This is a genomic window from Tateyamaria sp. ANG-S1, from assembly GCF_000814025.1.
Classification (GTDB): Bacteria; Pseudomonadota; Alphaproteobacteria; order Rhodobacterales; family Rhodobacteraceae; genus Tateyamaria.
Genome location: NZ_JWLL01000015.1, coordinates 1 through 23,962, shown reverse-complemented (window position 1 = coordinate 23,962; position 23,962 = coordinate 1). Strand labels below are relative to the sequence as shown.

Here is a 23,962-nt window from a genome sequence, read left to right as displayed (position 1 = left end):
CGCCTGCCACCTTTGGGTGCAAATCAAACTTCTGCTTCACCCGCTTCAGCATCGTCTTGGTCGATCCAACCGCAGCCTGTCGGATTGATTTGGTGGCTTCTACGTCGACGATGACGCCGTGGTCTGTGTCGATCAGATAATTGTCGGAATATGCCCTGAGTGCCGAATCCAAGGAAACCTGACCGAAGTTATCACAGCTGTTCCTGTAAAAGAGGAAAACCGTCAACTGGGCGGACGGCCTTAGGTCAGATCCAGCAAACCTGCTAAAAGTTGCGTTCTTGCCCGACAAAAGTTGGCTTTCTCACCGGGCGAGTTGAGTTTCATGCCGGACGACACACAAACCTTTGAAATGGCTGGGATGGTAGGACTCGAACCTACAACCTACGGTACCAAAAACCGGTGCTCTACCAATTGAGCTACATCCCAACGTGCCGCGCTAATTAGAGCGGCGCTGCGGCGCGCGCAAGCCCCTTTGCACCAAATTCCTTACTATTCCTTTGGTGCGGCATCGGTCAGCAAATCGGGTGCATCCGGGTCGCTGCGCTCGGCGTCGACAAGCTTGTCCAGTCCTGGCTCCGACATGTCGGTAACATCAGCCGTATTCACGTCCGGCACCTCGCTCGGTTTCGACGGTGTCGGTGGCTGCGTCGGACGGGCGGCCTCGCTTGCCGGGGCAGTGCCGCCCAGCAGTTGGACACGGTATGTCGTGTCGGGCACTTCAATACCAGCGCCTTCGATCCGCGCCTTGACCAGGCGCAGCGCCTCGCCCTTTGCGCGCACCAAAGATGTCGCTTCCTGATCGATCCAGCCGGTAACCGTCAGGAAAACTGCACCATCGCCGATCCGTTCGATCCACGACATCGGCGCAGGCTCGGCCAGGACAAAGGGCAGGGCGGCAACCGTTTCTTCCGTCATCTGGCGCACCTCTGCCAGATCGGCGTCCGAACCGACGCCAATCTCGAAGCTTAAGCGCCGTTCGGTGTTGGTCGAGTAGTTTACGATCCGGCTCTTGAACACAGTCGCATTCGGGATGCGGATGTGGTTGCCGTCAAAGCTCAGCAGGATTGTGGCGCGGCTGGTCAGGCGGATCACCTTGCCGATGTCGCCCTGGATCTCCACCACGTCATTGGGACGAAAGGGCTGGCGGATAGACAGCATGATCGAGGCGATGAAGTTCTCAACCGTGTCGCGGACGGCAAAGCCGATGGCCAGACCGACAATCCCCGCAGCCCCCAGGATCGTCCCCAAAAGCGCTGTGGCCCCGAGGATGTCGAGGGCGATGACCACACCCGCAACAAAGAACAGGATGCGCACGACCTGCCGGTAGATGTCGGCGATAAAGGCATTGGGCGCGATCCGGTCCCATGGGTTGCGCGCGCGTGCCAGCAGCATCCCGAGCGTCAGCACCCCGATAAAGGCGAGCGCAGCAATGGCGAGCAGCGGCAAAAGCGCAATGGCTTGCATGATGCGGGCCTGGAAGCGCTCGACCGCGGGGTTAAGTCGGGCGACCACATCCGTGGTTTCCGTCACCTCGTTATTGATGGCGACGACCCCTTCGACCCGGCCAACCAACTCGTTCAGCCGTGTGGCCGTATTGGCGTCAACGGTTGTGCCGCGCAGGGTCACGATGCCCGAAGAGACCGCGACGGTGACGCCGTCAAACCCGTCCAACTCGCCCAGAATGTCCCGGATGCGCACGGCGATGGCTGCATCTTGGGTCGCGCTGTCCTCGACCGTGATAGTCCCCTGGGGCTGGGTGGTATCCTGTGCCCAGACCGGTGCCGCGCAAAGACAGAGCAGTAGAGCGAGGAGGCGGATCATGCCTGTACCTCGACCAGAATGGCCCCATCCCGCCCACCGCGTTCGACCGCTTCATGCGCGGCAGCTGTTTCGGCGAGTGGAAAGACCTGAGCGACGGGGCAGGACAACGCGCCGTCCGCGAGCGCGCCGTGCAGGCGCGATATGCAAGCCTCCCGTTCGGCCTTTGGCAGCAGGTAGATCAACAGGATGTCCAACGTGGCCGCCTTGAACAGCAAGGGGCCGAAGGGCAGCGTCGGGGTCATGTCGAGGGCGGAGCCGTAGACCGCAATCGTGCCGTTCGGCGCGATGACTTGCGCGTCGGTGTCGATGTTTCGGCCCAGCTCGACCTCTATGATGCGATCCACTGGCGCGCCGCCGTTCGCGGCAAGGATATGATCGGCAAGGTCCGTGTCAGTATAATTCAGAACGGTATCCGCGCCCGCCGCACTTGCGCGGTCCAGCCCAGCGTCACGGGCGGTAGCGATGACGCGCGCACCACCCCACTTGGCAAGTTGCACGGCCAGGAGGCCCACGGTTCCCGCGCCGCCCTGGATCAAAAGGGTTTTCCCCGTCACGTCCCCGCTGCCAAAGACAGCCTGCGCCGCCGTCAGCCCCGGAATGCCCAGCACCGCTCCGGTTTGGTCGGACACTGCGTCTGGCAAAGGAACCGCCTGATCCGCAGGCAGGCAGATATGCGTCGCGCAGGTGCCAAAAGGACGCTGCCATTGCCCGTTCCAGATCCAGACACGCTGGCCGATACGCTCTGCGGAGACGCCATCGCCCACAGCCGCGATACGCCCCGCGCCATCGCTGTGCGGGATGATCGCGTCGAAGGGCGGTTTGGTCACTCCGGGGCGCGTGCCGCCCCGCGCCTTGACGTCGGACGGGTTCACGCCGGAATAGCTCAGCTCGACCAACACCTCGCCAGGGGAAGGGTCCGGCGTCGGCATTTGGGCAAGGGTCAGAACGTCGGCGGCTGCCCCGAAACGTGAGTATTGTATGCAGTTCATTTCAATGATCTTTTCCAAATCGCCGCGCGGCGCGTCCCCAGAATGCTACCCAAGTTCCCAGTAAGAGCAAGGAGAGTTCCGATGACAAGACAGGTTCTGATCCCGCCCGCCTTGCGCGCACCATACCCGGCATGGACCGCGGTCGAGGTTGCTGGTCTGCGCCGCGTCGGTGCTGTTGTTGAAATCCGTGCTATTGCTGCGCTGCGCTAGTCGCGCAACTCGTCAATGGCCACACCCCAAAGGCGCGCCTTGGGCGCCCAGCCCCGGTAGCCGCCGGAGCTTATGCGGCACCACTCCGGCCCGCATTTACCCAAACGGGCGACGACGCCTGCTTCCAGTGCTGCAGTGACGGGTGCCGCGGCATCCGGTTTGGTGCGCAGGGTCAGCATGTCTTGTTCCACAATCACCGTGCGCGTGCCGGACAGCAGCGAATAGTGGACCCAGCCGCCAAAACCATCGCGGTCTTCGACGCGGCGCCAGTGGCCGTGTTCGGCAGTGATGCGCAGGGGCATGTCGCGGCGCTTGAACACCCAGTCAATGCGGTGGGTCAGGGATGGCCCCCGGCGCACGTTGCCCTCTGCAGCTTTCATCGACACGTAACGGGGCAGGGGCAGGTTGGTCACAGGCCCAGTGTCGCGTGCCATCAGCGGCAGGGTCAGACCCAGCACCACCAGCATCGACAGCACACATCGCCACACCGCAACCATCGGGAACTTTCCGCTCATCACACGCCTCTTGATATGGCCGAGGTTCTTGTGCCTCGTGCTCACATCCGCCACCATGCCAAAAACGGTGGCCAAGGCCAAGCACCGGGGAGGACGCGATGCCAAAGGAACGTCTGAGTGTTGTCGTTACGCGACGGTTGCCCGCCGAGGTCGAAACCCGGCTGAGCGAGCTTTTTGACGTGACGCTGCGCGAAGATGATGCGCCGATGTCGCGGTCCGAAATTGTCGAGGCGATGAAAACGGCTGACGTGCTGGTGCCCACGATCACCGACACGATTGACGGGGCCATGATTGGGCAGGCTGGCGAGCGTCTGAAACTGATCGCGAACTACGGTGCGGGGGTCGATAATATTGATGTCTCAACCGCACGGCAGCGCGGCATTCTGGTGTCGAACACACCCGGCGTTCTGACAGATGACACCGCCGATATGACCATGGGCCTGATCCTTGCCGTCACGCGCCGTTTGCCCGAGGGGCTCGCCGCGATGCAGTCGGGGAATTGGGACGGCTGGGCACCGACTGCCTTTCTTGGCGGGCGCGTCGCGGGGCGTCGTCTTGGCATCCTCGGCATGGGCCGGATCGGGCAGGCGGTTGCCCGCCGGGCGGCCGCCTTTGGCATGCAGGTTCACTACCACAACCGCCGCCGCCTGCGTCCCGAGATTGAGGAAGAGCTTCAGGCGACCTGGTGGGAAAGCCTCGACCAGATGGTCGCGCGCATGGACGTGATCAGCGTCAACTGCCCGCACACGCCCTCGACCTTTCACCTGATGAACGCCCGCCGCTTGAAATTGATGAAACCGGACGCGGTGATCGTGAACACGTCACGTGGTGAGGTCATCGACGAAAACGCGCTCACCCGGATGCTGCGCGCGGGCGAGATCGCGGGCGCTGGCCTTGACGTCTACGAAAACGGGACCGAGGTGAACCCGCGTCTGCGCGAGTTGAACAATGTCGTCCTTCTGCCCCATATGGGCTCAGCCACCCGCGAAAGCCGGGTCGAGATGGGCGAGAAAATTATTATCAATATCAAGACCTTCGACGACGGCCACCGGCCCCCGGACCAGGTTGTGCCGTCCATGCTGTGATGCCTCGGGCGGCGTGTCCGCCCGGTCCAAGATTGCCGAATAGATTGCCTCGCCTGCGCCAAAGGAGGACCCAATGCGCTTTTCCCTGACCGTTGCCTTTTCCCTGATTGCAGGGGCCGCTTTGGCCCAACAGACCGCAGATGCCGTGCAGCCCGAAGGGTCCACAACAGGCGCTGCCGTGGCGACGACCGAAGCCGTGGCTGCCGCACAGGCCGCAAAGGATGCCGGTGAACCGGTCACAGCCGAAAACTACATAGTCGCTGCGGCCAACCCGCTCGCTGTGCAGGCGGGGGTCGAGGTGCTGGCCGCCGGTGGCACCGCAGCCGATGCGTTGGTGGCAGTGCAGCTTGTTCTCGGGTTGGTCGAACCGCAGTCTTCTGGTCTCGGCGGTGGGGCGTTCCTGATCTGGTACGATGCGGAGACACAGGAATTGACCACCCTCGACGGGCGCGAAACAGCCCCGCTGGCGGCGACACCCCAACTGTTCCAAACCAAGGACGGTGAGCCGATGGGTTTCTTCGATGCAGTGGTTGGCGGCCGGTCCGTCGGTACGCCCGGAACGCCCGCATTGTTGGAAGACGCGCACACCCGCTGGGGCGGCCTGGCTTGGTCGCGTCTATTCGATACCGCCATTAGCTTGGCCGAAGACGGGTTCGAGGTGTCTCCCCGTCTGGCGGGACTGATTGAGCGGGATGCTGAAAGGCTAGGCACCTTTGCGACGACCGCAGAATATTTTTTACCCAACGGCACACCGCTGAGCGTTGGTACGGTCCTTCAAAACCCAGAATACGCGGCCACCTTGCGCAAGATGGCGTCAGAGGGGGCCGACGCGATCTATACCGGCGCGATTGCACGCGACATCGTGGAAACAGTGCAGACTGCGGCAGGCAATCCCGGAGTACTGTCAGAGCTTGATCTGGCTGTCTATCAGGTCAAGGAACGTGCGCCGGTCTGCGCGACCTACCGTGATCACGAAGTCTGCGGAATGGGTCCGCCCTCGTCCGGGGCTCTGACAGTGGGGCAGATTCTTGGCATGTTGGACAGCTATGATCTGGCGGAACTCGGGTCTGAAAATCCCGAAAGCTGGCGGCTGATCGGCGATGCCTCGCGCCTTGCGTTTGCGGATCGGGGCCGATTCATGGCGGACAGTGATTTTGTTCCGATGCCGACCGCCGGGCTCGTTGATGCCGACTACCTTGCGGATCGAGCTGCGCTGCTCGATGGCGATGAAGCACTCGAAGAGGTGGAACCGGGAAACCCTGGTTTTGACCACAGCCGGAACTGGGCGGATGACCAAAGTCTCGAGCTGCCATCGACCTCGCATATCTCGATTGTGGACAGCTTCGGCAATGTTGCCTCGATGACCACAACGATCGAGAACGCATTCGGATCGCGTCTGATGACCAATGGTTTTTTGCTGAATAACGAGCTGACGGACTTCAGCTTCCGCACGCACTCCGACGGCGTGCCCATCGCCAATGCCCTGGCTCCGGGCAAGCGCCCTCGTTCGTCGATGTCGCCCACCATCGTGATGAAGGATGACGCGCCGGTGCTGGCCATTGGCTCTCCCGGTGGCAGCCGGATCATCGGCTACACCGCCAAGTCCATCATCGCATGGATGGACTGGGACATGGACGTACAGCAGGCCGTCAGCCTGCCCCACGCAGTCAATCGCTTCGGCACCTTTGATTTCGAAGCAGGTACATCCGCTGAGGATCTAGCGCCCGAGCTTGAGGCACTTGGCTTTGAAGTGAACGTGCGGGACTTGAATTCCGGCCTGCATGCGATTGAGATTGGCGAGACGCTGCAGGGCGGGGCAGACCCCCGTCGCGAAGGGATTGCGCTGGGTGACTGAGCCCCGCGTATCGAGGGAGGAAAGAGCATGCCGCAGGCGATAGATCTGCCACGCAATGAAGAGGGGATCGCGACCGCGCTCGGGATCCTCAAGCAGAAGTTTGGCGACCGGTTCCATACCGGGCAGGCGATACGCGACCAGCACGCCCATACGACGACATGGATTAGGGCGCAGGCGCCGGACGCGGTGGTCTTCCCCACCTCGACCAAGGAGGTATCGGATATCGTCAAGGTCTGTGCGACCCATCAAGTGCCAGTGATCCCTTACGGCACCGGCACGTCGCTCGAAGGGCATGTCAATGCGCCCGCGGGCGGTGTCTCGGTTGACTTGACGCAGATGGACCAGATCCTGACGGTGAATGCCGAGGACCTTGATTGCGTCGTCCAACCCGGTGTCACGCGCGAACAGCTCAACACATACCTGCGGGACCGCGGCCTGTTCTTTCCCATCGACCCCGGTGCCAATGCCTCGCTCGGCGGCATGGCCTCGACCCGCGCGTCCGGCACCAACGCGGTGCGCTACGGTACGATGAAGGACAATGTCCTGAGCCTTGAGGCGGTGATGGCCGACGGGCGGATCATTCGGACAGCGCAACGGGCCAAAAAGACCTCGGCTGGCTACGACATGACGCGCCTGCTGATCGGATCGGAGGGGACGCTTGGCCTGATCACAGAGATCACGCTGAAGCTCCAGGGCATACCCGAGGCGATTTCGGCCGCGCGGATGTCTTTCCCATCCATAGATGCGGCATGCCAGGCGGTGATGACGACGATCCAGTACGGCATTCCTGTGGCGCGGATTGAGTTGATGGACGAGTTGAATGTAAAGGCGGCCAACGCCTATGCCGGGCTGAATCTACCGGAAACGCCGCTTTTGCTTCTGGAATTCCACGGCTCCGACAGCGGCGTGATCGAACAGGCAGAGATGTTCGGATCGATTGCCGAAGACGTGGGCGGCACGGATTTTGCCGCGACCGCCACGGCAGAGGAACGCAACAAGCTGTGGAAGGCGCGCCATGATCTGTATTGGGCGACCCTACAGTTGCGGCCGGGGGCGCAGGGCATTTCCACGGATGTGTGCGTGCCGATCTCCCGTCTGGCCGAGGCGGTGACGGGTGCGCAGGCTAAGGCCGCCGAGCTTGATCTGCTGGCGCCCATTGTTGGCCATGTGGGCGACGGCAATTTCCACTCGCTCGTACTGATCGACATGGACAATGACGATGAGGTCCGCAGGGCCGAAGAGTTCACTGCATACCTCGCCGATGAAGCGATCCGCATGGACGGCACCTGTACCGGCGAGCACGGGATCGGGCAGGGCAAGGTGCCGTATCTCATCAAGGAACTGGGCCCCACTGTCGAATACATGGCCGCCATCAAGACGGCGCTTGATCCGCAGGGCATCATGAACCCGGGCAAGATTTTCGGGCGTTGATCCAAAGGCCGCTGCGCGACGACATTGTTTAGGGGGCTTTGCCCCCGCGCGTGCCGCGCTCCCCCAGGATTTTTTGAAACAGGGAAGGGTGCTGCGTGGCGGGCGTCGTTTTTTTGCGGCGTTCGGTCGGCTTGCTGGCGCGGGCGGGACACGCTTCGCCTAGAACGGCAGGAACGGTTTGCGAGGGAGTCGGGACATGAAAACCCATGTGAAAGCGCTTGTTGTGGGTGGCGGCGCTGTTGGCACGTCGATAGCCTATCATCTGGCCCGCGCAGGCTGGGACGATGTCATGTTGCTGGAACGCGACGAGTTAACCTCGGGCAGTACATGGCATGCCGCTGGTCTCTTGCCATATTTCAACATGTCCTATGCGACGACCCACATCCACGACTATTCGATCAAGTACTACAAGACGCTTGAGGAAGAGACGGGTCTGAATGCCGGTTTCTACGTGGTCGGCAACCTGCGCATGGCGCAGACGGATGCGCGCATGGACGAATACATGCTCTACGCCTCGACCGCCGAGACCTGCGGCGTGCCCTATGAGTGGATGAGCCCTGCCCAGATTAAGGAGCGGTTTCCGCTGGTGCGGACTGAGGATCTGAAGGGTGCGATTTACCACCCGACAGATGGCTATATTAACCCTGCCGACGTCACCATGGCGATGGCCAAGGGTGCGCGGCAGCGCGGTGTGCTGATCGAGCGGAAGTGGCAGGTCGATGCCTATCACTGGACCGGTGATCATTGGGATGTGACCTGCACCAAGATGGTCGAGAAAGGCGGTAACCTAGTGCCATCTGATGAGCAGATCGTTATTCATGCAGAGCATGTTGTGACGGCGACAGGCAACCATGCGCAGCGCACAGCGCAATTGCTTGGGATCAAGATCCCGGCCATTCCGGTCGAACACCAGTACATCGTGACCGAGCCTGACCCTGCGCTGGTCGAATGGCGCAAGACCAATCCCGAACACCCTGTGCTGCGCGATGCGGATGCCAAATGGTACGTGCGTGAGGAGCGTGGCGGGTGGATACTTGGCCCCTATGAGCGTAATGCACCGGCGCGCTTTGAATATGCCGTGCCGGACAGTTTCCGTGCCGACCTGTTCCCCCTCGATCTGGAGCGGATCGAGGAAGAGTACATGTCCATGATCCACCGGATCCCATCCTCGGAAACCGTTGGCTTGAAAGACGATTACAACGGCCCGATCTGCTATACGCCGGACGGCAACCCGCTGGTCGGGCCTGCGCCGGGCTTGCAGAATATGTGGCTGGCCGAAGGGTTTTCCTTCGGCATCACCGCTGCTGGCGGCACCGGATACTACCTTGCCCAGATGATGGTTGAGGGGGAGGCCGAGATCGACATGGCCTCACTCGACCCCAAGCGCTACGGGTCGTGGATGACAACCGAGTATGCGGCGCGCAAGAATGAGGAATGCTACGAACACGTCTATATCCTGCACCACCCCGACGAAGAGCGGGAGGCATGCCGCCCGCTGCGCACGGGGCCAGCCTATGACCGGCAGAAGGCAGCGGGCGCGCAGTTTGGCTGTGTGAACGGGTTTGAGCGGCCCAATTACTACGGGCCTTTGGATGCGCCGGATAGCTTTGACCACGATGCGCGGTCGTTCCGCCGTGGTGGCTGGTGGCAGTATGCCGTGGAAGAAGCCAAGGCGATCCGTGAGGGCGTGGGGCTGATCGACGCCACGGCCTTTACCAAGCATCGGATTTCCGGGCCGGGGGCGACAGCTTTCCTCGATTGGTTCACGACGAATAGGCTGCCGAAGGTGGGGCGGATCAACCTGACCTATGCGCTGACTGCGGCGGGGACAACGCGCACCGAATACACCATCGTGCGGCTGGCTGAGGATGACTATTACCTCGTCTCGGCAGGTGCGTGGCACGAATATGATCAGGATTATCTTTACAAAGCGATCATGGACAAAGAGCCGGAGTTCGGACGCATCAATGAAGAGGATGTGACGACCAAATGGGGCGTGTTCGCCATTGCCGGGCCGAAGTCACGCGATGTGCTGAACGCGTTGGTGAAGGATGCGGACCCGGCGACTGTGTTGTCGAACAAGCGGTTTCCGTGGCTGTCTTATCGCGACATCGAATTGGGCATGTGTCCGGTCCGTGCTATCCGCGTGGCCTATACTGGCGAGCTTGGCTGGGAGTTGCACCACCCGATCGAGATGCAGAATTACTTGTGGGATCAACTGGTTGCCGCTGGTGAGAAGCACGGCATGAAGCTGGTGGGTGCACGGGCGCAGAACTGGCTGCGGCAGGAGAAGTCCTATCGTGCCTTTGGCACCGAGTTGGGTCGGGATGCGACGCCGATTGAGGCTGATTTGCCTCGATTTATTGATCTGTCAAAGGACTTCCATGGTAAGGCTGCGATGGAGAAGATCGGGGTGCGGTCGAAATGCGTGACCCTGCTGGTTGACGGGCCGGAGGATGCGGACCCTTGGGGGCGCGAGGCGCTTTATGACGGCGAGACGCGCGTGGGGCGTTTGACCTCAGGCGGGTATTCGGTGGCCTTCGGCAAGTCGATTGGGATGGGGTATGTCACGCCCGGATTGGCGATGCCGGGGACCAAGCTGAAGGTCAAGATGTTCGATCAGCTTTGGGACGCTGAGGTGGTCGAGGACAGCCCCTACGATCCCAAGAACGAGGTGATCCGGAAGGACGGGTAGGAGCGGTTTCGCCGCGCTTGCGCTGCGGCGACCGGCTGGGGCTCTGCCCCAGACCCCGAGGTATTTTTAGCCAGAAGAAATGGCTTTAGCGGATGGTGCGGCGGTCCAGCCATGCCTCCCAATCCGCGGTCGAGCCGTTAAAGGCGTTGATGTCGACTGATCCGGCGGTGTTGGGCAGTGTGCCTGTGGCTGTGTATTGCCAGAAGCGCCAGGGTTGGCCGGGATAGGCCTCGGCCGGCGTTTTGGCTGTTGTTCGGAGCCAGAATTCATAGCCTTTGAAGGTGTTTAGCTGTGCGTCCTCGTAGAAGCCGGGGGTGGTGTAGATGATGGGGCGTTGGCCGTAGTGCGCGGTCACGAGGTCAAGCCAGCGGCGCATTTCATCCTGAACGGTGGCCGCATCTGGGCGGCGCTGGCAGGTGGGGGAGAAGGGGTTCCATTCCATGTCGAGCACGGGCGGCAGGCTGCCGCGTGTTTTGGGAGCCGTGCGGATGAAGAATTGCGCCTGCACCTCCGGAGCGGTGCAGAAGTAGTAGAAATGGTAGGCGCCACGCTTGATCCCTGCACGGCCTGCGCCGCGCCAGTGGTCTTGGAACGCGGGGTCGAGCAGGTCGCCGCCTTCGGTGGCTTTGAGGAAGACGAATTCGATGCCGACGGCTTTGGCGCGCTCCCAATCGACGCTGGTTTGGAAGCGGGCGGCGTCCATGCCCTGGACCGGGTAAGTGGTTGGTTGGCGACCGGAAAATCGGACCGGGTCAGTGTCGCCGATGACCATGGGGTCGGTGAAAGGGGCCGGGGCGGGGGCGCCGCAGGCGGTCACGAGGACCAGTGCGGCCAGCATCAAATGGCGTATCAACATGGGCTGAGCCTAGCCGCTCAGAAGCGGGCTGGCGACAGGGAATTGATGGTGGCGGCGTCGAGCTGCGGAGCGTGGCCGAGGACGATGTCGGCGAGGAGTTGGCTGGCCGCCGGGGCCGTCTGGAACCCGTAGCCGCCCTGGCCTGCGCACCAAATGAAATCAGTGACTTGGGGGTCGCGGCCCAACACCAGGCAGCGGTCCGGGGCGAAGCTGCGCAGGCCGGCCCAAGTGGTTTCGACGCGGGTGACGGGTTCGGTCACGTGTTGGGCGTAGCGGTCGAGCCCCTCGGCCAGCACCATGTCGTCGGCCCAGGCGTCGTGAGGCTCTACCGCGTCTTCGTCGGCGGGGGAGACGAGCAGTTTTCCGGCGTCAGGTTTGGCGTACCATGTTTCGCCTACGCCGAAGAATATCGGCCATTTATCAACGGCTTGCCCGCCCGGTGCGGGCAGGCGGGCCATGGATCGGCGCTGGGGCGTGATGCCGATGGGTTTGACACCGGCCATGGTCGCGATCTGGTCGGCCCAGGCGCCCGCGGCGTTGACCAGCAGGTCGGCGGTTAAGACTTCGTTACCGCAACGGACGGTCCAGCCTTTGTCGCGGTTTATCTCGGTCACTTTGCGATCCGTCAGAACCTGCCCAGCATTGGAGCGCACGGTCCTTGCGAAATCTTGAATCATGCGGTCCGTGTCGATGTCCCAGGCGTCGGCGTGATAGGCGGCGCGGGTGATCAAGCCGTTCAGGATGGGGACGTGCGCGCGGGCCTCGTCCACTGAAATCTCGGGGCATTTCAGGGTTTTGGCATCCGCTTCGAACTGAGTGTCCTCGCCCGCGCGGGCCACCAGCAGAAAGCCGCGGGGGCTGAGATAGGGTTGGTGGTACTCGGCACTGGCCTTGTTCAGTGCGATCACTGGGGCCAAGCCGTAGTTTTCTTCGAAGAGCGCGGCGGAGCGGCCCGAGGCGTGGTAACCGAGTGCGCTTTCGCCCTCCAGAACGGTGACATTCGCCCCTTCGGACAGGCGTGCAGCGGCGGAGATGCCCGCGATGCCGCCACCGATGACGATGATGTCTGTCACGCTTCCTCGATCCGGTCGGTCGCGGGCGGCGGCGTGACGCTGAACGCTGTGATCTGGTCGTAGAGGTCCGCCGTCATATCGAAGTCGAGTGCTGCCAATGACGGTGCCAATTGCTCTGCAGAGCGGGCCGAGATGATAGGGCGCGGGCGGGCAGGGTGCGCCATGGCCCAGGCCACGGCGAGGGTTGCGGGGCTGGTGCTCAGATCGGACGCAAGTGCCGTCAGTTTGACCGCCGCTTCGCGCATCCAATCCACGTTGTAACGCGCGGCATAGCGGTCGTCTTCGGTCAGGCGCCCGGTGCCACCGGCGGCGTACTTGCCCGTCAGCAAGCCGCCACCCAACGGAGAATAGGGTGCGATTTCAATGCCCTGATCGACGGCCATGGGGAAGATCTCGACCTCCGATTGCCGTTTCACCAGGCTGTGCATGGGCTGGATGATGTCGATGCGGACTTCGAATTGGCTCGCGACCGCCTGCGCCTTCATCATCTGCCATGCGGCGAAGTTTGAGACCCCGATGTAACGGATGCGCCCCTCATGTTTGAGAGTCGCGAGCGCGTCGAAGGTTTCCTGTAGCGGCGTGTCGTCGTCGAAGCGGTGCAGGTAGAGGATGTCGATCATATCCATCTGGAGCCGCTGCTGCGAGGTGGCGAAACCCGTCAGGGTGTTGTCGCGGCCTGATCCGCCTTCGTACGCGGCCTTGGTGGCGATAATCAGGCCCTCGCGATCCGTCTGCGCCATTTCACCCAACAGGGTTTCCGATGCGCCCCCGGTATAGACGAAAGCCGTGTCGAAATGGGTGATCCCGGCTGCGCGGGCGGCGTCGAACATCGCTCGGCTTTCAGTAGCGTCGGCCCGTCCGCCGAACTGCATGGTGCCAAAGGTAAGGGGCGAAAGCGGGGTGCCATTCAGGGACGTAATCATGGGCCAAGTCGTGGCACGGGGGCACCGTACGCGCAACGGTTAACACGGCCCACGCCGGGGATCGGGCGGAAATCCCTTAATGGCCTGCATTTGCAGGGGGCACCGGGCGTACACCCCTCATGCACCCCCCGTACACCCCCTGATGCACCTTTGGCGTGGTTAACGCACCGTGCGGTGGGGTTTGTTACCAAAGCGTAAATGGCGGCCACTGCCGGAAACTGGCACCAGCCTGCGGTGGATTGTGCCAGGCCGCGCGATAGGTAAAGCGCGGCAATAGATGGAGGGACGCGACATGGCCGACGGGTTTGAGCAGATGGTGGACGAGGCGCTTACCTTCTTTGCCAAGCTGGAAAAGAACAACACCAAGGACTGGTTCGAGCCGCATAAGGCGCACTACAAAGAGGCCATTGCCGGACCCGCCAAGTTCTTTGCCGATCTGATGGCGGAGGATGTGGCCCGCACCACCGGCAAGCCGCACAAGCCCAAGGTGTTCCGCATCTACCGCGATGTGCGCTTTTCCAAGGACAAGACGCCGCTGAACACGCATCTGCACATCATGTGGCAGCCGACGGTGCAGGACCCGCTTGCGCCTTCGTGGTTCTGGGGGCTGTCGCGCGACTACTTCATCCTTGGCATGGGCGTGATGGGCTTGCAGGGCGAACATCTGACCCGCTACCGGGCCTTTATCGACACGTTGGGCGACGGGTTGCAGGACGCGCTGGATGAGGCCGCAGAGAGCGGGGCCGAGATCAGCGATTGGGGCCCCGAGCCGCTCAAGCGGGTGCCCAAGCCCTATGACCAGGATCACCCCCATGCCGATCTGCTCAAGCGCAAGGCGCTGGCCGTGTCCGGCCCCATGCCCGAGGACTGGCGAGAGACCGGGGTCGTCAAGGCAACGCTGAACCGGATCGAGGCATTGATGCCGGTCTGGAGCGTTTTCGACAAACGCTTACATATTGATACACATCAATGACAGCGTCTTACATTGCGTGTCTGCCTCTTTGCACACTGCAAGGAGACGACCCATGGCCCAGACTGCCCAGACGCTGAACGACAACCCCTCGGCCGCGCAGGCCTTTGACACGGCGCAATACCCCTATCCGGACAAGATGAGCCGCGCAGATTACGAGGCGGAAAAGGCGGCCCTGCAGGTCGAGTTGCTGAAGGTGCAGCTTTGGGTGCAGGAGACCGGCCAGAAGTTCGTCCTGCTGTTCGAGGGCCGTGATGCCGCTGGCAAGGGCGGTACGATCAAGCGGTTCATGGAGCATCTGAACCCCCGTGCGGCCCGTGTCGTGGCCCTGAACAAGCCCACGGACGAAGAGCGCGGGCAGTGGTTTTTCCAGCGCTATGTGAAACATCTGCCGACGGCGGGCGAGATCGTGCTCTATGACCGGTCGTGGTACAATCGTGCGGGCGTGGAGCGGGTGATGTCCTTCTGTGCTGCCAATGAATATCTCGAATTCATGCGCCAGACCCCCGAGTTTGAGCGGATGCTGTCCCGCTCGGGTGTCCAGCTTTACAAATACTGGTTTTCCGTGACCCGCGACGAGCAGCGCCGCCGGTTCGAGGCGCGCAAGACCGACCCGCTGAAGCAGTGGAAACTGTCGCCCATTGATCGCGCGAGCCTCGACAAGTGGGACGATTACACCGAGGCGAAGGAGGCGATGTTTTTCTACACCGACACCGCCGATGCGCCCTGGACCGTCATCAAGTCCAACGACAAGAAGCGCGCCCGCATCAATTGCATGAAGCACTTTCTGGCGGGGCTTGAGTATCCGGACAAGGATCTGAGCGTCGTCACCGCACCCGATCCGCTGATCGTGCAGCATGCAGACACGGCGGTGCACAGTTCGGAACATATTCTGTCGGCGTCCCTGCACCCGCAGTCCCGCAAGAGCTGACGCGCATAGATCGCATTTGAGATAAATCCGGTTCAGAACATGGCGGCGCGGCAACCTGCTGTTTAGGTGTCGCGCCGCAAGAACACCGCACGCGATGGTTTCAGAATGGGATTGCGATGCGGTGGATCTGGTGTGTCTTGGCATGTGCGGCTTTGATCGGGCAGGCGGCCCTTGCCTGGGCAGAGGCGTTGCCGATGGTCAGTCGGGCGAGCCTGTTGCCCCAAGCGGCACCGCTGATCGCGCCCTCTGACCCGCCGATGATCCGGCACAGCGGCCCCAGCCTGTTTGTGGGACGGTCGGAGACGGGCCTGTTTGCGCCACCTGATCCAGAAGAGCTGGAAAAGCTGCGCAACTATCCGGCGGGCGACCGTATTGCGCGCCTGCGGACCCTGATCGCGCAGGCAGAGGCCGGGTCCAAAGGCTATGACGCCGTGCAGTACGGTGCCACGATCAAACCGCCCGCCGATCCCACACGGCTGACGATCCAGCAGATCTATGACTGGATCGACGCAACACCGGGCCAACCCCACGCCATCGGGCGCTACCAGTTCATCCCGCCAACCCTGCGGCGGCTCGTACGGCAGGCCGGCATCAATCCGCGCCAGCGGTTCAGCCCCAAGGTGCAGGACCAGTTGGCCGACATTCTGCTGGCGGATGCGGGGCTGCGTCCCTTCCTCGCCGGAGAGATGGACCGCGTCGCCTTTATGAACAACCTCGCCAAGATCTGGGCGGGTCTGCCCAATGACACCGGCAAATCGCACTACCACGGCTATGCCGGGAACAAGGCGACGATGACATGGGCGCATTTCGACGCCCAGATGGTACACATCTTCGCACGGTGACTGCGGCTACAGCCCCAGCACGGTCTTCACCGACCCTTGCGGGCCAAAGGACCAGTCAATCGCCGCGTTCTCGATCAGAAAGATGATCGCGTTTTCGGGCGGGAACCCGATGCTCTCCAATCGTGCCCGGATATCAGAGTAAAGCGCCTCTTTCTGCGCATCTGTGCGCCCGCCGAGCAGGGCGATTTCAATGACAATCGTCGCCGCCGGGTCGCGCGGCCCGAGGAAAGTGGGGTGAAACGCCATGTCCTCCGGCTCGTACCGGCAGACCAGGCAGAAATCATCATCGGGATTGACGGCGCAGGTGTCGACCAAAGCGGCGTGCAAGTTTCGGTTGATCTGCTGGCACATCTTGGGCGCCAGCGCGCGCGGCACGTGAAGTTTGTTGAATGGCATGTCTCGGACCCTCCAAAGCAATCGTGAAAAAGCAAAGGCCCCCGAAACCGGAGGCCTTCCATGTCTTCGACGTTGATCCGGCTTACTGCGGAATGTCGCCGTCCACACCTTCGATGTAGAAGTTCATGCCCGCGAGCGTGCCGTCATCGGCCACTTCGCCCTCGGCCAGCCAGGCACTGCCGTCCTGCTTGTTGATGGGGCCGGTGAAGGGGTGGTATTCGCCCGTCCGCATCGCTTCGATCATGGCTTCGGCCTCGGCCTTCACCTCGGCTGGGACTGCGTCGGTGATCTCACCGATCTCAACCATGCCGGTGGGGATGCCGTCCCAGGTGTCGACGCTTTCCCAGGTGCCTTCCATCACGGCGCGCGTGCGCTCGACATAGTAGGGCGCCCAGTTGTCGATGATCGACGACACGCGCGGGTAGGGGGCGTATTGCGCCATGTCCGACGCCTGACCAAAGGTCATCACGTTGCCTGCTTCCTGTGCGGCCGCCTGCGGGGCTGTGGAGTCGGTGTGCTGCAGCACCACGTCCGCGCCCTGATCGATCAGGGCCTTGGCGGCGTCAGCCTCTTTCGCGGGGTCAAACCACGTGTAGACCCAGATGATCTTGAACTCGACATCCGGGTTCACTTTCGAGGCGTGCAGATAGGCCGAGTTGATGCCGCGGATCACTTCGGGGATCGGGAAAGACGCGATGTAGCCGATGATATTGCTCTCGGTCATTTTGCCCGCGATGTGGCCTTGAACCGCGCGACCCTCGTAGAAGCGGGCGGAGTAGGTCGACACGTTGTCGGCACGTTTGTAGCCGGTTGCGTGCTCGAATTTCACATTCGGGAACTTGGCCGCGACGTTGATGGTCGGGTCCATGAAGCCGAAGGACGTGGTGAAGATCAGATCGGCCCCATCCAGCGCCATCTGCGTCATCACGCGCTCGGCGTCGGGGCCTTCGGCCACGTTTTCAACGAACACGGTTTCGACCGCGTCGCCGAACTCCGCCTCAACCGCCTGACGGCCCTGGTCGTGCTCATAGGTCCAGCCGCCGTCGCCGACAGGGCCCACATAGACAAAGCCAACCTTGGTCGGATCGTCGGCCAGTGCGCCGCCCGCCAGCCCAAGCGCCAGCGCGGCACTTGCCACAAGTGTCGTGAATTTCATTTTCGGTGTTCTCCCCATTTAGGTGCGCGCCCCTTATCCCGAGGCGTGGAATGTGCGCCCCAGTGAGCCGGGGGCGCGGGATTTGTCTGCGCTCAGAATCACCAGAACGATGATCGTCACGATGTAGGGGGACATTGCCAAATACTCGACCGGAATGGCAACGCCCGCGCCTTGCAGGTTCAACTGGAGCTGGGTGATCCCGCCAAAAAGATAGGCACCCAGCAGGACACGCCACGGCTTCCACGAGGCAAAGACGACAAGGGCGAGGGCGATCCAGCCCACACCGGCGGTCATCCCCTCGGTCCATTGCGGCACGCGGATGAGCGAGATGTAGGCCCCGCCCAACCCCGCACAGGCCCCGCCAAAGAGGATAGCCAGCGTGCGGATACGCTTGACCTTGTAACCGAGCGCATGGGCGGCATCGTGGTTTTCACCAACGGCGCGCAGGACGAGGCCCATGCGAGTGAATTTCAGCACAGCCCATGTGCCCGCGACGATGCCGAGGCCTAGATAGACCATCAGGTCATGCCCAAACACGATCGGCCCGATCACCGGAATGTCGGCCAGCGGTCCAAGCGGCGTGGCTTCGGCGCGCGGCGGTTTGATCCCCACATAGGACTGCCCCATGAGCGACGACAGCCCAAGGCCAAAGAGGGTCAGCGCAAGGCCCGAGGCCACCTGATTGGCCAGCGCCACCTGCGTGAGAAAGGCAAAAAGCAGGCTCAGCACGGCACCGCCAATGGCCGCCGCGATAAACCCAACCGTGGGCGAGCCGGTGTTCACGGCAATGATGAAGCCACAGACAGCGCCGGTGATCATCATCCCCTCGACCCCGAGGTTCAGGACACCCGCGCGTTCAACGACAAGCTCTCCGATGGCGGCCAGCAGGATGGGCGTGGCCGCCGCGATCATGGCGGCGATCAGGAGGATTGGGTTGATCGAAGACAGGTCCATTTGCGTTATCTCAGGAGGTGCGTGAGGCACCGCACAAGCCGTGGGGCGTCCCCTTCGAGTGATATTTCGAACATCAGAACGTCCGGTTCGACGCGTGTCGACATGGCTCGGGCCTCGCGGTGCGGTGGCGTGTGATTGAATGCCTGTTTGATCGCCATGTCGCCAATCAGCCAAAGTGTCCCGTTCTGATCTGTCCAGCGGCCAGACCAGGACACCTTGTCTTCGAACCCCATTTCGCTGCGTGTGCCGGTGGCCGTGAACGTGTCGTCGGACGCGAATTCTAAGTCGAGGCTGAAATAGGGCACGGCAAGGTTGGCGAGCGAAGGTCCACTGTCGCAAAACCAGGTGGTCGTCGCGAGGGCTATGGCGGCTGTTGTGCTCATCACGCCACCTCCACCCGGCCAAACCGCACGCGGTAGTTTGTCATCACATCCAGCGCCAACAGGAAAAACAGCAGCATCCCCTGAAATACCTGAATGGCGGCGGCAGGCAGACCCAACTGCGACTGCGCAATATCGCCGCCAATGTAAGTCAGCGCCATCAACAGCCCCGCAGCCACGATACCAAGCGGGTTCAAGCGGCCAAGAAACGCCACGATGATCGCCGTGAACCCGTAGCCCACGTTGAAATCAATGCTGATCTGACCCGCCGGCCCCGCCACCTCGAACATGCCCGCAAGCCCTGCGAGCAAACCGGACATGCCAAGGCAGAACAGCACCAACCGCCCCGGATTGACGCCCCCGAACTTGGCCGCCCGCGGCGCTTCTCCCGTTACCCGAATGGCAAAGCCCAACCGGTGCCGGGTGAGCAACACATAGGCAAAGATCACCGCGATCAGCGCCGCCACAACACCCCAGTGCATGCCGGTGCCCGAGATGATCTCGGCATTATGCGCGCTGGGATATTGCTGCAAGTTCCGCGATCCGGGAAAGCCAAACCCTTCCGGATTTTTCAGCAATCCCAGGGACATGGAGGCCAGCAACTGTTCCGCCACATAGACCAGCATCAACGACACCAAGATCTCATTGGTCCCGAACTTCACCTTCAACACCGCCGGGATCATGGCCCAGGCCCAACCGCCCAAGGCCCCGGCCAGCACCATCAGCGGAAAGATCAAAACGCTCTCAGTGGGGTAAAAAGCCAGCCCCGCACCTGCACCACAAATGGCGCCCACGATGTACTGCCCCTCGGCCCCAATATTCCAGATACCCGCTCGGAACCCCAGCGCCAGACCGATGGCGATCAACACCAGCGGCGCACCCTTGATCAGCAATTGAGGCCGGTAAAAGAACGCAAACTCGCCAAAGAGCGGCTCCCAGAAAATCGTCGCAATGGCCTGCAACGGATCCTTGCCCAAGGCCGCAAACAGCACCCCACCAAAGATCATGGTCAGCACGACCGCCAGCACAGGCGTGGCATAGGCCATCACAGCAGAGGGCTGCGGCCGCGCCTCGATCCGGATCATTCAAACATCCCCAGCTTCATTTCGCCAAATAAACCGCCGCCGGAGGCTCCCGCACCCTCAAACATGCGCCACCTCCATCCCGTGGGCACCCCCCAACATCAACCCGATCTGCTCCACATCCAACCCAGCCGTGGCACGCGGCGCACTCAAACGCCCCTCGTTCAGCGCCGCAAACCGGTCCGAGATTTCCATCAGCTCGTCCAGATCTTGCGAAATGGCGACCACGGCAGATCCCTCGGCCGCCAAATCCAGCAAGGCCTGCCGAATGGCCGCCGCCGCGGCTGCGTCCACACCCCAAGTCGGCTGGTTCACAACCAGCACTTCCGGCTTTTGCAACACCTCGCGCCCGATCACGAATTTCTGCAGGTTGCCCCCTGACAGTGACCGCGCTGCGTTCTCAGGCCCCGGCGTACGCACGTCAAAGCCCGAAATGATCCGCTCGGCAAAGCTGCGTGTCTTCCGCCAGTCCAGTATCCCCCGCCGCGCCAACCCTTCGCGCGCGGCCCCGGTCAGCATGGCATTCTCCGTCAGCGACATATTCGGTGCCGCCGCATGGCCCAAGCGTTCCTCGGGGGCTGCCAGCACACCCAAACCGCGCCGCGCCTCCGGCCCTGCCTTGGCCAGATCATCCCCCTTGAACCGCACCATCCCCGGCCCGCACGGCAATTCCCCGGACAACACCGCCAGCAACTCGTCCTGCCCGTTGCCCGCGACCCCGCCGATGCCCAGCACCTCGCCCGCGCGCACGTCAAAGGACAGGTCTTTCAAAGACATGCCGAAGGCCGAGGGGGACAAAACCGACAATCCGGTCACCGACAACAGCACCTCGCCCGCCTCATGGGCCGCGGCCTTGGGCGTGGCCAGCGAACTGCCCACCATCATCTCGGCCATGGCTCGGGCCGAGGTGTCGCGCGGCACGCACGTGCCCACCACCTTACCGCCCCTAAGGATCGTCGCGGCATCGCAGAGCGCGCGAATTTCTTCCAGCTTGTGCGAGATATACAGGATCGCGGTCCCCTCCGCGCTCAACTTACGCAGAGTTTCAAACAGGATTTCCACCTCCTGCGGCGTCAGCACAGAGGTCGGCTCGTCCATGATCAACAGCTTCGGGTCCTGCAAAAGACACCGAATGATCTCGACCCGCTGCCGCTCGCCCGCCGACAGATCTCCCACCGTCCGATCCGGGGACAGCGGCAACCCATAGGTCTCCGACACCTCGCGAATACGCGCCGCAAGCGTCCGCATAGGCGGCGGTGTCTCCATCCCCAGCGCGATATTCTCCGCCACGCTCAGCGCGTCGAACAACGAAAAATGCTGAAACACCATGCCCACACCCGCCGCACGGGCCGCACGCGGGTCCGACGGGGCAAATCCCGCGCCATTCATCTGCATCACACCAGCATCGGGCTTCACCAACCCATAGATCATCTTGACCAGCGTCGACTTGCCCGCCCCGTTCTCGCCCAGCAGGGCGTGGATTTCACCGGGTGCGATCTCCAACGACACGTCGTCATTTGCCACAACGCCGGGATAGGCCTTGGTCAACCCGTTCAGGGACAAAAGGGGGCTCACGCACGGGTCTCCAGTCGTAGCGGTATGGTCTGCGTGGACTGTGCTAGCCGATAGGCGACCCCAATCGCAATCAAATGCGGGTCCTTGCCCAAAGATGGATCGCCAATGGGGCAGGTGATGCGGTCAATTTCATCCGCAGCGTGTCCCAGTTCAGCCAACCGCTTGCGAAAGCGCGCCCATTTCGTCTTGGACCCGATCAACCCGCAAGTGGCAAAACCACGGCTCAGCAGCGCGTGGCACAGGCCCAGGTCAATGTCATGGGCGTAGGTCAGGATCAGGTGATGCGCATCCTTGGGCGCATGGGCCGCCAGCGCAGGCAGATCCACGGCAGGCACCGTGGTCACTGCGTCCGGCACATCTTCGGGAAACCGCTCCGGCCCGGTATCCGCCCAGGTCAACCGATGCCCCGGCACATGGCGCAGAATATCGACCAGCGCACGGCCCACGTGACCCGCGCCCCAGATCCAGACCTCCTGATCCTCCGGGCGCACCGGCTCGATCATCCAGCCGTCTTTCAGTTGCGATGCGGGCAGGGTGCCCTGATTGCGCGCCGCCTTCATCATGCGCTTGATGGACAGGGGCATCGGGTCGGGCCCCCGCGCCACCAGATCATGGGGCAGGGCGCGGGCGCGGTTCAGGTCGTAGATCTCGGACAGGATTTCAACCGCCCCACCACAGCACTGACCAAGGTCTGGCCCAAGCGCGTGACGGCTGCGCGTGTCCCGCTTCAACTTGCGTGCGGCCGCCGACAATTCAAACTCCAGCGCACCGCCACCAATGGTGCCGGATTGCCCGCCGTCCCAGACCAGCATCGCCGCGCCCGCCTCGCGCGGGGCCGACCCCTGCACATGGGCCACCACGACACGCACCACACGGCCATGGGCCGCGCAGGCGGCAATCAGACCCGCGCGATCAAACATCGCCGCGCGCGGTGTGCACCGCTTTCAACACAGCCTCGGCAGTGGCGGGGGCCTGTAAGTCCGGATAGTGCGGCCCACAAGCCGCTGCTGCGTCACTCAGCGCCAGAAACGCCGAAATCCCCAGCATAAGGGGCGGCTCGCCGACGGCCTTGGACTTGTAGATCGTGTCGGCCCGGTTTTCACCGTCCCAAAGCGCCACGTTGAACACGTCCGGACGATCTGCACAGGCGGGGATCTTGTAGGTCGATGGCGCATGGGTGCGCAGACGGCCCGCATCGTCCCAAACCAGCTCCTCGGTCGTCAGCCAACCCGCGCCCTGCACATAGCCACCCTCGATCTGTCCAATGTCCAGCGCCGGGTTCAGCGAAGCACCCGCGTCATGCAGGATGTCAGCGCGCAAAATCCTGTTCTCACCCGTCAGCGTGTCGATCACCACCTCGGTCACGGCTGCGCCATAGGCAAAATAGAAAAACGGCCGCCCCTGTCCCTTGATCCGGTCCCACTTGATGTCAGGCGTCTTGTAGAACCCGGTCGCCGACAGGCTGATGCGCGCCATGTAGGTCAGGGCGGCAACCTCGGCAAAACTGTACTCCTCGGCTCCTGCAAGCACCCGCCCGTCGGCAAAGGTGACCTCATCCGGGCGCACCTGGTGCAACTGCGCCAGATGCTCTGCCATCCGATCCCGAATGGTGTCGCAGGCGGCCTTCACCGCCATCCCGTTCAGATCACTGCCCGACGATGCCGCCGTCGCCGAGGTGTTGGGCACCTTAGCGGTGTCGGTCGCCGTGATCTTCACCATCTCCAACGGCACGCCAAACCGGCTTGCCGCAACCTGTGCGACCTTCTGGAACAGCCCCTGTCCCATCTCGGTCCCACCATGGTTCAGATGGATCGACCCGTCTGCATAAACATGAACCAACGCACCGGCTTGGTTCAAATGCGTCAGGGTAAAAGAAATCCCGAACTTCACCGGCGTCAGCGCAATCCCCTTTTTCAGCACCGGATTGGCCGCATTCCAATCCGCTACAGCCGCCCGCCGCGCATCGTAGTCCGAACTCTCCCGCAACTGCGCGACCAGGGCATCGCCGATGAAATCGTCCACCTCCTGCCCATAGGGCGTGGTCTGATAAGTCTTCCCTGTTTCCAAAAAATCCTCGGGGGGAGCGCCATCGGCGTGGGGGGGGGACAGCCCCCCCCCATAGAAAATTGCAACCCGCACCCCCCCCGGGGCAAACCCCCCAAGACCCCCCCCCACATCCACAAACCCCCCCCTCCCCCCCCACCCCCCCCGCCCCCCCCAACC

General features: G+C 62.6%; 21 protein-coding genes, 1 tRNA gene and 2 pseudogenes. 8 read left to right on the top strand and 16 right to left on the bottom strand.

Going from position 1 to position 23,962, the window contains the following annotated elements:
* Window positions 1-13 precede the first annotated feature (13 nt).
* The 4 genes and pseudogenes from RA29_RS23015 to RA29_RS19655 all read right to left on the bottom strand — a co-directional run.
* A pseudogene (locus RA29_RS23015) lies at window positions 14-154 on the bottom strand (IS5/IS1182 family transposase); the annotation flags it as partial.
* Window positions 155-350: 196 nt separating this feature from the next.
* Window positions 351-426: transfer RNA gene (locus RA29_RS19665), tRNA-Gln, on the bottom strand.
* Window positions 427-489: 63 nt separating this feature from the next.
* Window positions 490-1,821, bottom strand: coding sequence for a mechanosensitive ion channel family protein (locus tag RA29_RS19660; protein WP_039689258.1), 1,332 nt, complete (start codon window positions 1,819-1,821; stop codon window positions 490-492).
* Complete coding sequence (locus RA29_RS19655) at window positions 1,818-2,810, bottom strand: NADPH:quinone reductase (protein ID WP_039689362.1); 993 nt, start codon at window positions 2,808-2,810, stop codon at window positions 1,818-1,820. The genes RA29_RS19660 and RA29_RS19655 overlap by 4 nt, the downstream gene beginning before the upstream one ends.
* An 81-nt stretch (window positions 2,811-2,891) precedes the next feature.
* Here RA29_RS19655 and RA29_RS23800 point away from each other — a divergent pair, with 81 nt between their 5' ends.
* Window positions 2,892-3,020, top strand: a complete 129-nt coding sequence (locus RA29_RS23800; RefSeq protein WP_275041520.1) for a hypothetical protein — start codon at window positions 2,892-2,894, stop codon at window positions 3,018-3,020.
* Here RA29_RS23800 and RA29_RS19650 read toward each other — a convergent pair.
* On the bottom strand, window positions 3,017-3,487 hold the full coding sequence (locus RA29_RS19650) for an SH3 domain-containing protein (RefSeq protein ID WP_241462664.1): 471 nt from the start codon (window positions 3,485-3,487) through the stop codon (window positions 3,017-3,019). The two genes, RA29_RS23800 and RA29_RS19650, sit on opposite strands and share 4 nt — an antisense overlap.
* Window positions 3,488-3,633: 146 nt before the next feature.
* Between RA29_RS19650 and RA29_RS19645 the strand changes: the two genes are divergently transcribed.
* The 4 genes from RA29_RS19645 (at window position 3,634) to RA29_RS19630 (ending at window position 10,601) form a co-directional block, all read left to right on the top strand.
* Window positions 3,634-4,620: a D-glycerate dehydrogenase gene (locus RA29_RS19645; RefSeq protein WP_039689257.1), complete on the top strand. Its 987-nt coding sequence runs from the start codon at window positions 3,634-3,636 to the stop codon at window positions 4,618-4,620.
* A gap of 73 nt (window positions 4,621-4,693) precedes the next feature.
* Window positions 4,694-6,475 (top strand): gamma-glutamyltransferase, encoded by a 1,782-nt coding sequence (ggt, locus tag RA29_RS19640; protein WP_039689255.1) that lies wholly within the window; start codon window positions 4,694-4,696, stop codon window positions 6,473-6,475.
* 27 nt (window positions 6,476-6,502) lie between these two features.
* Window positions 6,503-7,906, top strand: coding sequence for an FAD-linked oxidase C-terminal domain-containing protein (locus tag RA29_RS19635; RefSeq protein ID WP_039689254.1), 1,404 nt, complete (start codon window positions 6,503-6,505; stop codon window positions 7,904-7,906).
* A gap of 196 nt (window positions 7,907-8,102) precedes the next feature.
* Window positions 8,103-10,601, top strand: a complete 2,499-nt coding sequence (locus RA29_RS19630) for an FAD-dependent oxidoreductase (protein WP_039689253.1) — start codon at window positions 8,103-8,105, stop codon at window positions 10,599-10,601.
* A gap of 85 nt (window positions 10,602-10,686) precedes the next feature.
* Here the strand turns inward: RA29_RS19630 and RA29_RS19625 are convergent, their stop codons facing one another.
* From RA29_RS19625 to RA29_RS19615, 3 genes are read right to left on the bottom strand one after another with little or no spacing between them, the layout of a single operon-like run.
* Window positions 10,687-11,457 carry a GH25 family lysozyme gene (locus RA29_RS19625; protein WP_039689252.1) on the bottom strand — a complete coding sequence of 257 codons (771 nt, stop codon included), beginning with the start codon at window positions 11,455-11,457 and terminating at the stop codon, window positions 10,687-10,689.
* A gap of 17 nt (window positions 11,458-11,474) precedes the next feature.
* Window positions 11,475-12,530, bottom strand: coding sequence for an FAD-dependent oxidoreductase (locus RA29_RS19620; protein WP_039689250.1), 1,056 nt, complete (start codon window positions 12,528-12,530; stop codon window positions 11,475-11,477).
* Window positions 12,527-13,453: an aldo/keto reductase gene (locus tag RA29_RS19615; RefSeq protein WP_039689249.1), complete on the bottom strand. Its 927-nt coding sequence runs from the start codon at window positions 13,451-13,453 to the stop codon at window positions 12,527-12,529. Before RA29_RS19615 ends, RA29_RS19620 begins: the two co-directional genes overlap by 4 nt.
* A 292-nt stretch (window positions 13,454-13,745) precedes the next feature.
* Here RA29_RS19615 and RA29_RS19610 point away from each other — a divergent pair, with 292 nt between their 5' ends.
* The 3 genes from RA29_RS19610 (at window position 13,746) to RA29_RS23330 (ending at window position 16,196) form a co-directional block, all read left to right on the top strand.
* A complete protein-coding gene (locus tag RA29_RS19610) occupies window positions 13,746-14,426 on the top strand; it encodes a DUF2461 domain-containing protein (protein ID WP_193743592.1) in 681 nt (226 codons plus the stop codon).
* A gap of 52 nt (window positions 14,427-14,478) precedes the next feature.
* Window positions 14,479-15,354, top strand: a complete 876-nt coding sequence (ppk2, locus tag RA29_RS19605) for a polyphosphate kinase 2 (RefSeq protein ID WP_052249809.1) — start codon at window positions 14,479-14,481, stop codon at window positions 15,352-15,354.
* 116 nt (window positions 15,355-15,470) lie between these two features.
* Window positions 15,471-16,196 (top strand): hypothetical protein, encoded by a 726-nt coding sequence (locus RA29_RS23330; protein ID WP_039689247.1) that lies wholly within the window; start codon window positions 15,471-15,473, stop codon window positions 16,194-16,196.
* Window positions 16,197-16,202: 6 nt separating this feature from the next.
* On the opposite strand, the gene RA29_RS19595 is transcribed toward RA29_RS23330, so the two are convergent.
* The 8 genes and pseudogenes from RA29_RS19595 to RA29_RS19560 form a co-directional block, all read right to left on the bottom strand.
* Window positions 16,203-16,592, bottom strand: coding sequence for a tautomerase family protein (locus RA29_RS19595; RefSeq protein WP_039689245.1), 390 nt, complete (start codon window positions 16,590-16,592; stop codon window positions 16,203-16,205).
* Window positions 16,593-16,674: 82 nt separating this feature from the next.
* Entirely contained in the window at window positions 16,675-17,748 is a 1,074-nt protein-coding gene (locus RA29_RS19590) for a BMP family ABC transporter substrate-binding protein (RefSeq protein WP_039689243.1), read from the bottom strand.
* Window positions 17,749-17,781: 33 nt separating this feature from the next.
* The gene (locus RA29_RS19585) at window positions 17,782-18,702 is read right to left on the bottom strand and encodes an ABC transporter permease (RefSeq protein ID WP_039689238.1); all 921 of its coding nucleotides are present in this window, start codon (window positions 18,700-18,702) and stop codon (window positions 17,782-17,784) included.
* Between the two features lie 5 nt (window positions 18,703-18,707).
* Window positions 18,708-19,085, bottom strand: a complete 378-nt coding sequence (locus RA29_RS19580; RefSeq protein ID WP_039689236.1) for a hypothetical protein — start codon at window positions 19,083-19,085, stop codon at window positions 18,708-18,710.
* A complete protein-coding gene (locus RA29_RS19575) occupies window positions 19,085-20,167 on the bottom strand; it encodes an ABC transporter permease (RefSeq protein ID WP_039689234.1) in 1,083 nt (360 codons plus the stop codon). The genes RA29_RS19580 and RA29_RS19575 overlap by 1 nt, the downstream gene beginning before the upstream one ends.
* 57 nt (window positions 20,168-20,224) lie before the next feature.
* The gene (locus RA29_RS19570; RefSeq protein ID WP_039689232.1) at window positions 20,225-21,739 is read right to left on the bottom strand and encodes an ABC transporter ATP-binding protein; all 1,515 of its coding nucleotides are present in this window, start codon (window positions 21,737-21,739) and stop codon (window positions 20,225-20,227) included.
* The gene (gene xdhC, locus RA29_RS19565) at window positions 21,736-22,659 is read right to left on the bottom strand and encodes a xanthine dehydrogenase accessory protein XdhC (protein WP_039689231.1); all 924 of its coding nucleotides are present in this window, start codon (window positions 22,657-22,659) and stop codon (window positions 21,736-21,738) included. The genes RA29_RS19570 and xdhC overlap by 4 nt, the downstream gene beginning before the upstream one ends.
* Window positions 22,652-23,782: pseudogene (locus RA29_RS19560) on the bottom strand (molybdopterin cofactor-binding domain-containing protein); the annotation flags it as partial. The pseudogene RA29_RS19560 and the gene xdhC, both read right to left, overlap by 8 nt.
* Window positions 23,783-23,962: the final 180 nt, after the last annotated feature.

Excerpts from the sequence above, each read along its gene's own strand:
- RA29_RS19660 (WP_039689258.1), bottom strand. The coding sequence starts at position 1,821 with ATGATCCGCCTCCTCGCTCTACTGCTCTGTCTTTGCGCGGCACCGGTC.
- RA29_RS19655 (WP_039689362.1), bottom strand. The coding sequence starts at position 2,810 with ATGAACTGCATACAATACTCACGTTTCGGGGCAGCCGCCGACGTTCTG.
- RA29_RS23800 (WP_275041520.1), top strand. The coding sequence starts at position 2,892 with ATGACAAGACAGGTTCTGATCCCGCCCGCCTTGCGCGCACCATACCCG.
- RA29_RS19650 (WP_241462664.1), bottom strand. The coding sequence starts at position 3,487 with ATGCTGGTGGTGCTGGGTCTGACCCTGCCGCTGATGGCACGCGACACT.
- RA29_RS19645 (WP_039689257.1), top strand. The coding sequence starts at position 3,634 with ATGCCAAAGGAACGTCTGAGTGTTGTCGTTACGCGACGGTTGCCCGCC.
- ggt (WP_039689255.1), top strand. The coding sequence starts at position 4,694 with ATGCGCTTTTCCCTGACCGTTGCCTTTTCCCTGATTGCAGGGGCCGCT.
- RA29_RS19635 (WP_039689254.1), top strand. The coding sequence starts at position 6,503 with ATGCCGCAGGCGATAGATCTGCCACGCAATGAAGAGGGGATCGCGACC.
- RA29_RS19630 (WP_039689253.1), top strand. The coding sequence starts at position 8,103 with ATGAAAACCCATGTGAAAGCGCTTGTTGTGGGTGGCGGCGCTGTTGGC.
- RA29_RS19625 (WP_039689252.1), bottom strand. The coding sequence starts at position 11,457 with ATGTTGATACGCCATTTGATGCTGGCCGCACTGGTCCTCGTGACCGCC.
- RA29_RS19615 (WP_039689249.1), bottom strand. The coding sequence starts at position 13,453 with ATGATTACGTCCCTGAATGGCACCCCGCTTTCGCCCCTTACCTTTGGC.
- RA29_RS19610 (WP_193743592.1), top strand. The coding sequence starts at position 13,746 with ATGGCCGACGGGTTTGAGCAGATGGTGGACGAGGCGCTTACCTTCTTT.
- ppk2 (WP_052249809.1), top strand. The coding sequence starts at position 14,479 with ATGGCCCAGACTGCCCAGACGCTGAACGACAACCCCTCGGCCGCGCAG.
- RA29_RS23330 (WP_039689247.1), top strand. The coding sequence starts at position 15,471 with ATGCGGTGGATCTGGTGTGTCTTGGCATGTGCGGCTTTGATCGGGCAG.
- RA29_RS19595 (WP_039689245.1), bottom strand. The coding sequence starts at position 16,592 with ATGCCATTCAACAAACTTCACGTGCCGCGCGCGCTGGCGCCCAAGATG.
- RA29_RS19590 (WP_039689243.1), bottom strand. The coding sequence starts at position 17,748 with ATGAAATTCACGACACTTGTGGCAAGTGCCGCGCTGGCGCTTGGGCTG.
- RA29_RS19585 (WP_039689238.1), bottom strand. The coding sequence starts at position 18,702 with ATGGACCTGTCTTCGATCAACCCAATCCTCCTGATCGCCGCCATGATC.
- RA29_RS19580 (WP_039689236.1), bottom strand. The coding sequence starts at position 19,085 with ATGAGCACAACAGCCGCCATAGCCCTCGCGACGACCACCTGGTTTTGC.
- RA29_RS19575 (WP_039689234.1), bottom strand. The coding sequence starts at position 20,167 with ATGATCCGGATCGAGGCGCGGCCGCAGCCCTCTGCTGTGATGGCCTAT.
- xdhC (WP_039689231.1), bottom strand. The coding sequence starts at position 22,659 with ATGTTTGATCGCGCGGGTCTGATTGCCGCCTGCGCGGCCCATGGCCGT.